Below are 12,089 nucleotides of genomic sequence, written 5' to 3' on the forward strand. Positions count from 1 at the left end.
TCACTCCGCCGCCATCATCAAAGCCTCGATCGCGATCGAAAGTTGGCCGTCGAGATTGCGGACCGGAACCGTTTTCACCTCGCCCTCATCAGCCCCCAGCGCCTTTCCGGTTTCCAGCGAGATGACCCAGTTGTGCAGCGGGCAGGTTACAGAAGCGCCGTGCACGATCCCCTGAGACAGTGGCCCGCCCTTGTGCGGGCAATGGTCTTCAATGGCGAAGACCTGATCGTCTGCCGTACGGAATACGGCGATCTTGCCCATGGGTGTTTTCACACATCGCGCGCCGCGGAGCGGAATGTCTGAGATGTGGCCGATATCGATCCAGTTTCTGTCCATCTGTTTCACTCCGCTGCCTGATTGAAACCGAGCGTGGCCATCGGCTTGAATTCGTGCTTGTCGTGACCCGACACGCGCTCGGACCATGGATCGACCTGTGCGAATTTCTGACTGAAGACGAAGCGTTGGTAATACGCCTGCCGCTTGTCGGCATCGTCCATGATCTGGCGGCGGATCTCGTCGTAACCGATGCGTTTGGCCCACTTGTAAATCCGCTCCAGATAACGTGCCTGCTCGCGGTACATCTGGGTCAGCGCGACGATATGCTCGAGTGCGGCGTCCTCGGTCGGAACCAGCCCAAGAACTTCCGTGCCCTTGATGTCCAAACCAGCGGCACCGGCAAAGTGAATTTCAAAACCTGAATCGACACAGACCACGCCGATATCTTTGCAGGTGGCCTCGGCGCAGTTGCGCGGACAGCCGGAAACCGCAAGCTTCAGCTTGGCCGGTGTCCACGAACCCCACATGAATTTTTCGATGCGGATGCCAAGGCCGGTCGAATCCTGCGTGCCGAAACGGCACCATTGCTGACCCACACAGGTTTTGACCGTGCGAAGTCCCTTGGCATAGGCCTGGCCGGAGATGAAACCGGCCTTGCCGAGATCAGCCCACACAGCCGGCAAGTCTTCCTTTTCGATGCCGAGAAGGTCGATGCGCTGGCCACCCGTCACCTTCACCAAAGGGATATCGAACTTGTCGACGACATCGGCGATCGCACGAAGCTCGTTGGCATTGGTGACGCCGCCCCACATACGCGGAACGACGGAATAGGTCCCATCCTTTTGAATATTGGCATGGACACGCTCATTGATGAAGCGCGACTGGTAGTCGTCGGCATATTCGTCGGGCCAATCACAGACGAGATAGTAGTTGAGCGCCGGGCGGCATTTTGCGCAGCCGCACGAGGTTTTCCATTCCAGTTCCTGCATGACAGCAGGAATGGTCTTCAGGCCCTTTGCTTTGATGAGGCGACGCACATCGTCATGGCCAAGATCGGTGCATTTGCACATCGGCTGCACTGCGGCCGGATTGTAGCTGTCGCCAAGCGTCAGCGTCATCAATTGTTCAACGAGGCCCGTGCAGTTGCCGCAGGACGCCGATGCCTTGGTATGGGCGCGAACATCATCGAGAGAAGTCAATCCCTTCGCCGTAATGGTCGAGGTGATCTTGCCCTTGCAAACGCCGTTGCAGCCGCAGATTTCCGCATCATCCGGCAAGGCTGCAACGGCCGCCATAGGGTCCAGAGGGGACCCTCCCTGATAGGCCTGGCCGAAGATCAGGGTTTCGCGCATGGCGGAAACGTCGGTGGCCTTCTTCATGAGGTCGAAGAACCACGAACCATCCGCTGTTTCACCATAGAGAACCGCACCGATAATGCGGTTTTCCTTGAGGATCAGGCGCTTATAGACACCCGCAGTAGCATCGCGCAGCACGATCTCCTCACGATCGTCGCCTTCGGCAAAATCGCCGGCGGAGAACAGATTGACGCCGGTGACCTTGAGTTTCGTATTGGTGACGGAACCATGATATTCGGCATGACCGCCTGTCAGACGATCGGCAAGGACCTTGGCGCTTTCGTAGAGTGGGGCGACAAGGCCGTAACAGATACCTCGATGTTCGGCACATTCGCCGAGCGCATAAATCGATGCGTCTGACGTCATCATGCCATCATCCACGACAATTCCGCGATTGACAGCGATACCGGCATCCTTCGCAAGGCCGGACGCCGGACGGATACCAACTGCCATGACGACCATATCGCCTTCAATGATACGGCCGTCTTCCAGTTCGATACCCTCAACCTTGTCTTCACCAAGGATGCGCTTGGTGTTGGCCTTGGTGATAATGTCGATGCCCCGTTCGTTCAGCGCCTTTTCCAGAAGATAGGCGGCTGCCGGGTCAAGCTGGCGCTCCATGATGGTAGGCATCAGATGGATAACAGTGACATCCATGCCCTGACGTTTCAGGCCATATGCGGCTTCGAGACCGAGAAGACCGGCTCCGATGACGATGGCGCGTCCCTTGCCCTTGGCGATCTCCAGCATTTTCGTAACATCATCGAGATCACGATATGGCAGCACACCCGCCAGTTGATGCCCAGGAACGGGAATGATGAAAGGCAAGGAACCGGTGGCAATCACCAACTTGTCGTAGGCAACGGTTATTCCGTTTGCACTTGTGACGGTTTTCCTGTCACGATCGATTTCCGTTACCTTTGCCCCCTTATGCAGGGTGACCTGGTTGGCGGCGTACCAGTCGTCGTTATGAATGACGATATCATCATATGATTTCTCACCTGAAAGCACCGGCGAGAGCATGATACGGTCGTAATTGACGCGAGGTTCTGCATTGAAGATCGTGACGTCGTAGAGGCCGGGAGCCGTTTCGAAAAGGTTTTCCAGCATGCGCCCCGGTGCCATGCCATTACCGATGATGACGAGTTTTTGCGCCATTGGTTTACTCCGCGGCTTCGACGAAGCGGTGACGTTCGTAGAGGAACTTCAACACGGCTTCGCGGCATTTGAGATAGGTCTTGTCGGATGCAAGCTCGATGCGGTTGCGTGGTCGGGCCAGCGGTACCTCCAGCACCTCACCGATGTGGGCAGCAGGTCCATTTGTCATCATGACGATGCGGTCGGAAAGCAGCACGGCCTCGTCAACATCGTGAGTAATCATCACCATCGTGTTGCCGAGACGGGCGTGGATTTCCATGACCGCGTCCTGAAGATGCGCACGTGTTAACGCATCGAGTGCGCCGAACGGCTCGTCGAGCAGCAGGATTTTCGGCTCCATTGCCAGCGCACGGGCAATACCGACACGCTGCTTCATGCCGCCGGAGATTTCAGACGGTTTCTTGTCCTTGGCATGCGCCATCTGCACGAGGTCGAGATTGCGCATGACCCAATCGTGACGCTCGGCTTTCGTCTTGCTTCTGCTGAAGACCTTTTCGACCGCCAGATTGACGTTCTCGTAAACCGAAAGCCAGGGTAGAAGGCTGTGGTTCTGGAACACGACGGCGCGCTCCGGCCCCGGTTCATTGACCTCGCGATTTTCCAGCAGCACTGCACCTGCTGAAACCTTGGTCAGACCTGCAATGAGGTTTAGCATCGTGGATTTGCCGCAACCCGAATGGCCGATGACAGAAACGAACTCGCCCTTGTCGATGGTGAGGTTGATGCCCTTCAGCACGTCGGCACGGGAGCCGCCCTTGTCAAAATATTTGTCGATATGATCGAGTTTGAGATAAGCGTTCATTTGAAATCTCCTGTGAGGCAATTCCATGTGGAAACCGGATTCCCGTTTTCCTGGAATGCTGGCTCCTCAATGTGCCGACGCGCCGCGAGTGATGATCTTGCCAAGCGCGGCAACCAGCTTGTCGAGCAGGAAGCCGACAACACCGATGTAGGCGAGAGCCACGATGATGTCGGGCAGGCGCGACGAATTCCACGCATCCCAGATAAAGAAACCGATGCCGACACCACCCGTCAGCATTTCAGCCGCAACGATGGCGAGCCAGGAAAGGCCGACACCGATCCGCAGGCCGGTGAAGATGTAGGGTGCCGCCGAAGGCAGCATGATCTTGTAGAAAAATTCCAGCTGGTTGAGACGCAGAACCTGCGCAACGTTGCGATAGTCCTGCGGAATATTGCGAACACCAACGGCGGTATTGATGATCACCGGCCAGATCGACGTGATGAAGATAACGAAGATCGCAGACGGATTGCTGTCCTGAAACGCAGCCAGCGAAAGCGGCAACCAGGCCAAGGGCGGCACCGTGCGCAGCACCTGAAAAATCGGATCGAGACCGCGCATGGCCCAGATCGATTGACCAATGACCGCACCGACGACGACACCGACCACGGCTGCAAGACCGAACCCATAAGCAACACGCTGAAGTGATACGAGCACACGCCAGCCGAGACCGATATCCTGCGAACCAAAATTGAAGAACGGCGATACGATCAGGTCGTAGCTTTCCTCGAAAACCTGGCTGGGAGGTGGCAAAGACGCGCCGGGGGCGGAACAGAGCAACTGCCAGATGCCAAGCAACAGAGCGAGCACGACAAGCGGCGGCACAACGTTTCGCGTTGCTGCAGCGCCCCATTTTTGCAGATGAATCCTTTGCGCCGGCTTCGCCGACAAAGTCACGACATTTGCTTTCTGCGCAGTCGATTGCTGCGGCTCTTCCTTGAATTTACGGGCCAATGCGGACATGGCAATTCCTCTGGATTTCAGTTGTGACTGGGACCTCGCCCCTCACCTTGCCATCGGCGAGTGAGGGGCGAGGCCACGACTCCTCCTCAGGAGGCTGCCTTGATGGAAAGACTGTCGAGATAGGCGGACGGGTTGTCTGGATCGAAAACCTTGCCGTCGAAGAAGGTTTCCTTGCCGCGTGACGCGGACTGCGGAAGATCGGACACGCCAAGTACCTTGGCGGCCTCCATCCACAGATCCTCGCGGTTGACCTGGTCGACCAGAGCCTTGATGTCCGTGTCGGGCGCGAATTTTCCCCAGCGAACGTTTTCGGCAATGAACCAGCTATCATGGCTCTTGAACGGATAAGAGGCATGGTCCTGCCAGAACTTCATCTGCAGGCCGGTGTTTTCGAGACTACGGCCGTTGCCGTAATTGATGTTGCCTTTCAAGCGACCAAGCACGTCCTTGGGCGGAACATTGAACCATTGGCGCTTGCCAAGGATAGTCGACATCTCCTCCTTGTTGTCCATGCTGTCGCACCATTGCTGGGCTTCCAGAACGGCCATGAGCAACGCCTTGGTGGCGTTCGGGTTCTTCTCGACCCAGTCTGCGCGCATGCCCAAAGCTTTTTCGGGATGTCCTTTCCAAAGCTCGCCGGTGGTACAGGCTGTGAAGCCGATGCCCTGATTGACGAGTTGTTCGTTCCAGGGTTCGCCCACACAGAAAACGTCCATGTTGCCAACCTTCATGTTGGCAACCATCTGCGGTGGAGGAACGACGATCGTGGAAACGTCCTTGTCCGGATTGATGCCGCCAGCGGCCAGCCAGTAGCGAATCCACAAGTCATGAGTACCGCCGGGGAACGTCATGGCGGCCTTGATTTCCTTGCCCTCGGCCTTCTTTTTCTCAAAAGCAGCCTTCAGCTTCGAGGCGTCGAGCTGCACACCTGTCTCTGCATATTCTTTCGCAACAGAGATCCCCTGACTGTCGAGGTTCAGCCGCGCCAGGATCGTCATCGGCACCGGCACGTTGTTTTGCGTTACCTTGCCGGTATGCATGAGGTACGGCATCGGCGTGAGGATATGTGCACCGTCAATGCCGTTGGCGGCACCACCGAGAACCAGGTTATCACGCGTTGCCCCCCAGGATGCCTGTTTCAGAACTTCAACATCCGGCATGCCGTGCTTGGCGAACAACCCTTTTTCCGAAGCAACGATCAGTGCCGCGGCATCGGTCAGAGCGATGAAGCCAAGCTTTGCGCCCGTGACTTCGGGCGTTGAGGTGGCCGCGAAGGCGCCCGAGGGAAATGCCGCACGTGCCGCAGTCACGAGTGCCGCAGTGGCTGTCGTCTTCAGGATGGTGCGGCGGCTGATGGAGCCCGAGAGTATTGTTTTCATCGCATGTTCCCCTTGTCTGGCCACGCTTGGGACGTGACATTGTCGTTTGCGAAAAAAGCCTGAAAATAAAAAACGCCGCTCGGTCCTTGCGCCTGCGGAACGATGCTCCGGGCAGCAAAACCTTGCGACGTCGATGTCTTTGGAAAACGCTTATCGTGCGCTTCTTTTACCCCGGTCGCCGTTGACCGGTGCGATCTTAGAGAAGCAAAGGGCGTGCCAGTTTTTTCACATTGACATAAGCAATTGACAATTATGGGCTATTTATCGGAATCGAAACAACGCCTGTTTTTTAATCGCAGAAATAACCGCCTGCAATTTGTGCTCCCCATGGAATAGGGCGCTTCAATTTTGCGCAGATCGCAGCTTGTGACGGCAATCAGGCCTCGCTGCCAGCCCCTGATGTTCCGGCGCTACGAACGGCGAAACCGTCCACATAGCGCTCGATCTGGGCAGGATCGAAAACGAAACCGTCGAGAAAACGGTCTCCTTCTTCTGCACCCTCAATCCTGATATCAGCGCCTGCAGGCGCGGCATCATCGCCGAGCGCCAGGCGATAAATGTCCGGCCGATATGCGGATGTCGCCGCCTTTACGCCAGCTTCAGAAAAACTGGCCTGCCCCCAGCGGATCATCTGGCTATAAATCCAGAGCGCCTGGCTCTGGCGGGGGTAATTTGCGTGACCTTCGTGAAACACGAAATACTTGTCAATCACCCGCTGATTGCCCAGGCTGTCGATACTGAACTCTCCGGCGAGGACGCGACGAATGATGTTCTCAGGTGCATCGATATACCGTTTATCCGCTAAAGCTCTGCTAAGATCGTCATGGTTTTCCGGCTTGTCGCACCATTTGGCAGCCGCATCGAGAGCAAGCAGAAGACGGGACACCGTTTCCTGCTGACTATCCGCCCATTCCGGCCGCATACCGATGACTTTTTCCGGCGCCGACGGCCACAGATCCTGCTTGGCAGCGACGATGCGGCCAACACCGCGTTCGGCAGCAACGATATTCCATGGTGCGCCGACACAAAATCCATCGATCGCACCTGCAGCCAAGGCGTCCGAGGTCAAGGGTGGCGGGACGACCACAAGCTTCACATCGTGATCGGGATGGATGCCTCCAGCAGCAAGCCAATAGCGAAACTCATAGTTATGCGACGAAAATGGATAGGTCATGCCGAGCGTCGGCTGAGGCTCACCCCGCGCCCGCATGTCATCGAGAACACGTTTCAAGGCAAGCGCGTTGTCGAGCGCTCCTGCTGTTTCTGAAATTCCAGTCAATGCCTTCATGCGCGCAAACAGGCGCGTCGATAGCGTAATGGCATTGCCGCCTTTGCCCAATGAAAAGGGCGTAACAGTTGGTGACGGGTTCGAACCGAGCTCAAGCATCGAAGCGACAGGCATTGGCGAGAGCATATGGGCGATGTCGAACTGGCGGAACGCTAGGCGATCGCGCACATTTGCCCAGGAAACATCCTTGACGAGATCGAGAACAAGCCCTTCGCGCTCTGCAAAACCGAATTCAGCAGCAGCGATCAGAACGGAAGCGTCGACAAGCGGAATGAACCCGGCGCGCAAGGTTCTTTGCCAGTCGTAGCCGATGATCGCCGGAGAGGCGACGTTCGCTGTTTCGCCGCTCGTACCGGGTTCCGTTCCATGCCCAGTCATACCGTTCACTCCACATTGTCGCCGGTCCGGCCGTTACATCAGCAGACCCGCAGCCGTGACCACGCTTTGCGCAATCTCGGAGATTTTTTTCTTTTCATTCATTGCCGTCTGGCGCAGAAGCGCAAACGCCTCCTCCTCGGAAAGGCCACGCATCTTCATCAGAATGCCCTTGGCACGTTCGATGAGCTTGCGGTCCTCCAGTGCCGATTTGGCATCGGCCAGTTCTCGCTGCAGACGGCTGAACGCGTTGAAGCGGCTAACCGCCATATCAAGGATGGGCTTCACCCGCTCCTTTTTCAGACCATCGACGATGTAAGCCGACACGCCTGCTTCGACCGCAGCCTCAATAGACGCCGTATCCGACCGGTCGACAAACATCGCGATCGGCCGCCCAACCGTGCGGGTCAGTTGAAAAAGGTGCTCCATCATATCGCGATTGGGATTTTCGAGATCGATAACGATCACATCCGGCTGCAGCGTCTCGATGGTTCTCGCCACGCCATGCACCTCGTGAATGACGGTGACACGGTGATGCCCGGCTTCGCGAAGGCCCTCCTCGATAATGGAGGCGCGGATCGCATTTTCATCTATGACAAGAATGGTAAGGTCGCGAAGCGTCATAACCGAATAGATGACGCACCGCAGCAAACTTGGCAATCACGTCGAACGCAAAATCCGGCAAACGGACAGCGCCGTTTCAGGAAATCGTCAGGACGCGTATTCCACGGCACGTTCCAACGCCTTCAGAACCGTACGCTCGGAAAGATTGAGGTAGATGTCCATTTCATCACCAGCCTCACCCGTCCGCCCCTCTTCTACGAGGGAAAGGATCTTGTTGTTCATGTCCACAAAAGGGGAGTGAAGCATCTCGGGATCTTTCAAAAGCCCGAAACAAAGGCGCAGTTCCGCAGCGATCCGCTCGTAAAAATCGCTCAACCTTCCGCTATCGAGAAGATCAACAACGGCGGCATGGAATTTCATATTGGCGCTGCCAACTCCGTGCCAATCGGCCTGGTCGCGCTTGACCTTGGCTTCCTCGACCGCCTTGCGCATGATCTTCACCGCGTGGTGTTTATGCCATGCCTGGCGCAGCGCACCGGATTCGATCATGCGGCGCACGCGGTAGATGTCTATGACCGATGCCATCGAAGGAACGGCGACAAAAACGCCACGGTTGGCCTCGTGACGCAAAAGGCCGTCCTTCGTCAGCAGACGAAAGGCTTCGCGCAAAGAGTTGCGTGACACGTCAAAACGCTCACTGAAGGCTGCCTCAGAAAGACGCTGGCCAGGCTTCAGTTCACCGGAGATCAGCAGAATGCGAATATCCTTGGCCAGTCGATCGGCAAGCGGCAGACCTTCCACAGTTTCCGTCATGACGCTCCTTTCCAGATAACAAGGCAGTGCGGGAGACCGTGGCGGCGGTTGCGGACACGGTTACGATTGCCATTAGCACAAACACCGGGCAAAGCACGCAAAATTGTGATGAAACACTCAGCACAACGTCCAACAAACAAGCATATTAAAAGAACAATATGATATGATTGTTGAACAATATTGACAATTTTGCAGAACGCGACAAGATTGTCCTCCATAAAGCATCCGCGAGGGGCGGATCGCAGCACAGGATGGGAGAAAATCCATGCAGCAAACGAAGCTCGCACAGAGCGTCGACACCATACGATCCCGGCGTTCATCCTTGATGGCAGCCATCTTCCTGATGGCAACATCGGCCATTGGCCCTGGCTTCATCACGCAAACCGCGACATTCACCACGCAATTGGGTGCCGCTTTTGCATTCGGTATTCTTGCGTCCATCCTGATCGATTTTGTCGTACAATTGAATATCTGGCGGATCGTGACGCTGACGCGCATGCGTGCTTCCGATATTGCCAATGCTGCAATTCCCGGCTCCGGTTATCTGCTTGCAATTCTCGTCATCGTTGGCGGCCTGTTCTTCAACATTGGCAACATCGGCGGCACTGGCCTTGGCCTCAATGCCATCTTCGGCCTTGATCCAAAGATCGGCGGCGCGATCAGCGCCTTGTTCTCCATTGCCATCTTTGTTTCCAAACGCGCCGGAATGGCGGTCGATCGGTTCATCATCTTCGCAGGCATCCTGATGATCGCGCTCACCCTCTATGTCGCTTTTGTTTCTCAGCCTCCAGTCGGTGATGCCTTCCGGCAGACGTTCCTGCCAGACACCATCAACTTCGCAACCATCACCACCATTGTCGGCGGCACGGTCGGCGGCTACATCACCTATTCCGGCGCACATCGTCTGCTGGATCGCGGCATGGTCGGCATTGAAAACCTGCCGGCCGTCAATCGCGCCGCTCTGACGGGCATCGCCGTCACCGGCGTCATGCGTTATGTCCTGTTCCTTGCCATCCTCGGCGTCGTTGCCAGTGGCATTATCATTGACACCTCCAGCCAGGCGGCAAACCCGGCGGCACAGGCCTTCCAGCACGCTGCTGGCGATCTCGGTTACAGACTGTTCGGCGTCATCTTCTGGGCCGCAGCCATTACAAGCGTCATCGGCGCGGCATACACGTCGGTGTCCTTCATCACCATTTTCAAGCAGGACATCACCGAACGCGCCCGCAACCTGGCGACCGTTGTTTTCATCGCCATCTCGCTTGTCTGCTATCTGCTCATCACCACGCCTCCCGCAGCAATGCTGGTCTTTGTCGGCGGCCTCAACGGCCTCATCCTTCCAATCGGCCTCAGCATCTTCCTGTTCGCCGCCTGGAAACGTGAAGACCTGATGGGCGGCTATCGCTACCCGCGCATCTTGCTGATCCTCGGCGTTCTGACCTGCGCCTTGACATGGTACATGGGCTACAAGTCCGCCGGCACGATCTTCGGCCTGCTTGGCCTGTAATACGACAAAAGGGAGAAACGACATGGCCGCCATCGACCTCAACAGCGACCTCGGAGAAAGCTACGGCGCATGGAAAATGGGAGATGACGCAGCAATGCTCGCCGTCGTTTCCAGCGCCAACATTGCCTGCGGTTTTCATGCCGGCGATCCAGCCGGTATTTACCGCACCGTCAAGGCTGCTGCCGAGAAAGGCGTCGTGGTCGGCGCGCATGTCTCCTACCCGGATCGCGTCGGCTTCGGTCGCCGCGATCTCGATACCACCTCTGAAGAACTGATTGCCGATGTCATCTATCAGATCGGCGCGCTCAAGGGCGTTGCCGCCGCCGCCGGCACCACCGTTCGATATGTCAAACCCCACGGCGCACTCTACAATCGCATCGCCAATGATGCGAAACAGGGGCAGGCTGTCATTGATGGCATCAAGGCAGTCGATCCGTCCCTCATATTGATGGGGCTTGCGGGCGCCCCCATTCTCGATCTCGCCCGCAGGGCTGGGCTGGCCGTCGTCGCGGAAGCCTTTGCCGACCGCGCCTACACACCGCAGGGCCAGTTGGTCTCGCGCCGCGAAGCAGGCGCCGTTCTGCACGACACCACAAAGATCGCGGACCGTATGTTGCAACTCGCCCGTGAGGGTACCCTCGAAGCCATCGATGGCAGCATCATCAAGATCGAAGCACAGTCTATCTGCGTTCATGGCGACAGCCCAGGCGCGGTTGCGATCGCGCAGGAAATCCGCCGCCGCTTCGAAGCGGAGGGCGTTGAAATCCGCTCGTTCGTTTCAGACGTCTGAGGAGCAGCACATGACCATTCCCACCTCCTTCCTCAAACACACGAACGCGCAGTCCGCGCGGGACGCGCGTGCTACCTATCGCGGCGGCCTCGTTCAGCCGACATCTGGCATCGCCCCCGGTTTCACGCAGGCAAACATGATTGTCTTGCCACGTGACTGGGCATTCGATTTCCTTCTTTACGCGCAGCGTAATCCGAAGCCATGCCCGGTGCTCGATGTGTCCGATCCCGGCTCGCCGACAACCCTGCTTGCGCCGGGTGCGGATCTCCGAACCGATCTGCCGCTTTATCGCATCTGGCGTGACGGGAAACTCGTCGAAGAAACAGCAGATGCCACTGCAGCCTGGGCCGAACGCGACGATCTCGTCGCCTTTCTGATCGGCTGCAGCTTTACCTTCGAGACACCCATGGTCGAGGCCGGCATCGAAATCCGTCACATGACCGACAAGACCAACGTACCGATGTACCTCACCAATCAGCCTTGCCGTCCCGCCGGACGCCTTAAAGGCAATATGGTTGTCTCCATGCGGCCGATCCCGGCATCCCGTGTTGCCGATGCTGTGACCATTTCCGGTCGTTTTCCGGCCGTTCATGGTGCGCCCGTGCATATTGGCGCGCCGGAAGAAATCGGTATTGCCGATCTCTCCAAACCGGAATTTGGCGATGCGGTGCGTATCGAACCCGGCGAGGTTCCCGTCTTCTGGGCGTGCGGCGTCACCCCGCAGGCAGCCGTCATGGCGTCCGGCGTTCCCTTCGCCATCACTCATGCACCGGGCCATATGTTCATCACTGACATTCCCGATTCTGCCTATCATGCGTGAGG

Annotated in this window: 11 protein-coding genes; 3 read left to right on the forward strand and 8 right to left on the reverse strand. The window is 57.2% G+C overall.

The window, feature by feature from the left end; genetic code table 11:
• The 8 genes from nirD to ACIQT8_RS08590 form a co-directional block, all read right to left on the reverse strand.
• The gene (gene nirD / locus ACIQT8_RS08555) at positions 1-336 is read right to left on the reverse strand and encodes a nitrite reductase small subunit NirD (RefSeq protein ID WP_138791948.1); all 336 of its coding nucleotides are present in this window, start codon (positions 334-336) and stop codon (positions 1-3) included.
• A 5-nt stretch (positions 337-341) separates the two neighbouring features.
• Complete coding sequence (gene nirB, locus ACIQT8_RS08560; RefSeq protein WP_400964728.1) at positions 342-2,789, reverse strand: nitrite reductase large subunit NirB; 2,448 nt, start codon at positions 2,787-2,789, stop codon at positions 342-344.
• Positions 2,790-2,793: 4 nt separating this feature from the next.
• The gene (locus ACIQT8_RS08565) at positions 2,794-3,591 is read right to left on the reverse strand and encodes an ABC transporter ATP-binding protein (protein WP_262527609.1); all 798 of its coding nucleotides are present in this window, start codon (positions 3,589-3,591) and stop codon (positions 2,794-2,796) included.
• 66 nt (positions 3,592-3,657) lie between these two features.
• Positions 3,658-4,551 (reverse strand): nitrate ABC transporter permease, encoded by an 894-nt coding sequence (ntrB, locus tag ACIQT8_RS08570; protein ID WP_138791945.1) that lies wholly within the window; start codon positions 4,549-4,551, stop codon positions 3,658-3,660.
• An 86-nt stretch (positions 4,552-4,637) separates the two neighbouring features.
• On the reverse strand, positions 4,638-5,930 hold the full coding sequence (locus tag ACIQT8_RS08575; RefSeq protein WP_400964729.1) for a CmpA/NrtA family ABC transporter substrate-binding protein: 1,293 nt from the start codon (positions 5,928-5,930) through the stop codon (positions 4,638-4,640).
• Between the two features lie 376 nt (positions 5,931-6,306).
• Complete coding sequence (locus ACIQT8_RS08580) at positions 6,307-7,596, reverse strand: CmpA/NrtA family ABC transporter substrate-binding protein (RefSeq protein WP_400964730.1); 1,290 nt, start codon at positions 7,594-7,596, stop codon at positions 6,307-6,309.
• Positions 7,597-7,629: 33 nt separating this feature from the next.
• Positions 7,630-8,217, reverse strand: a complete 588-nt coding sequence (locus ACIQT8_RS08585; protein ID WP_138791942.1) for an ANTAR domain-containing response regulator — start codon at positions 8,215-8,217, stop codon at positions 7,630-7,632.
• An 87-nt stretch (positions 8,218-8,304) separates the two neighbouring features.
• On the reverse strand, positions 8,305-8,970 hold the full coding sequence (locus ACIQT8_RS08590) for a GntR family transcriptional regulator (protein ID WP_138791941.1): 666 nt from the start codon (positions 8,968-8,970) through the stop codon (positions 8,305-8,307).
• A 265-nt stretch (positions 8,971-9,235) separates the two neighbouring features.
• On the opposite strand from ACIQT8_RS08590, the gene ACIQT8_RS08595 reads away from it, so the two are divergent.
• The 3 genes from ACIQT8_RS08595 to ACIQT8_RS08605 are packed head-to-tail and all read left to right on the forward strand — an operon-like array spanning position 9,236 to position 12,087.
• On the forward strand, positions 9,236-10,477 hold the full coding sequence (locus tag ACIQT8_RS08595) for an NRAMP family divalent metal transporter (protein ID WP_400964731.1): 1,242 nt from the start codon (positions 9,236-9,238) through the stop codon (positions 10,475-10,477).
• Between the two features lie 22 nt (positions 10,478-10,499).
• Positions 10,500-11,267, forward strand: a complete 768-nt coding sequence (locus ACIQT8_RS08600) for a LamB/YcsF family protein (RefSeq protein ID WP_400964732.1) — start codon at positions 10,500-10,502, stop codon at positions 11,265-11,267.
• A gap of 10 nt (positions 11,268-11,277) precedes the next feature.
• A complete protein-coding gene (locus ACIQT8_RS08605; protein ID WP_400964733.1) occupies positions 11,278-12,087 on the forward strand; it encodes a putative hydro-lyase in 810 nt (269 codons plus the stop codon).
• The last annotated feature ends 2 nt before the right edge of the window (positions 12,088-12,089 follow it).

The sequence above is a fragment of the Agrobacterium sp. NPDC090273 genome, assembly GCF_044772305.1.
Taxonomy (GTDB): Bacteria; Pseudomonadota; Alphaproteobacteria; order Rhizobiales; family Rhizobiaceae; genus Agrobacterium.

Bases quoted from the DNA above. Each gene is read 5' to 3' on its own strand.
- nirD (WP_138791948.1), bottom strand. From the start codon at position 336: ATGGACAGAAACTGGATCGATATCGGCCACATCTCAGACATTCCGCTC.
- nirB (WP_400964728.1), bottom strand. From the start codon at position 2,789: ATGGCGCAAAAACTCGTCATCATCGGTAATGGCATGGCACCGGGGCGC.
- ACIQT8_RS08565 (WP_262527609.1), bottom strand. From the start codon at position 3,591: ATGAACGCTTATCTCAAACTCGATCATATCGACAAATATTTTGACAAG.
- ntrB (WP_138791945.1), bottom strand. From the start codon at position 4,551: ATGTCCGCATTGGCCCGTAAATTCAAGGAAGAGCCGCAGCAATCGACT.
- ACIQT8_RS08575 (WP_400964729.1), bottom strand. From the start codon at position 5,930: ATGAAAACAATACTCTCGGGCTCCATCAGCCGCCGCACCATCCTGAAG.
- ACIQT8_RS08580 (WP_400964730.1), bottom strand. From the start codon at position 7,596: ATGACTGGGCATGGAACGGAACCCGGTACGAGCGGCGAAACAGCGAAC.
- ACIQT8_RS08585 (WP_138791942.1), bottom strand. From the start codon at position 8,217: ATGACGCTTCGCGACCTTACCATTCTTGTCATAGATGAAAATGCGATC.
- ACIQT8_RS08590 (WP_138791941.1), bottom strand. From the start codon at position 8,970: ATGACGGAAACTGTGGAAGGTCTGCCGCTTGCCGATCGACTGGCCAAG.
- ACIQT8_RS08595 (WP_400964731.1), top strand. From the start codon at position 9,236: ATGCAGCAAACGAAGCTCGCACAGAGCGTCGACACCATACGATCCCGG.
- ACIQT8_RS08600 (WP_400964732.1), top strand. From the start codon at position 10,500: ATGGCCGCCATCGACCTCAACAGCGACCTCGGAGAAAGCTACGGCGCA.
- ACIQT8_RS08605 (WP_400964733.1), top strand. From the start codon at position 11,278: ATGACCATTCCCACCTCCTTCCTCAAACACACGAACGCGCAGTCCGCG.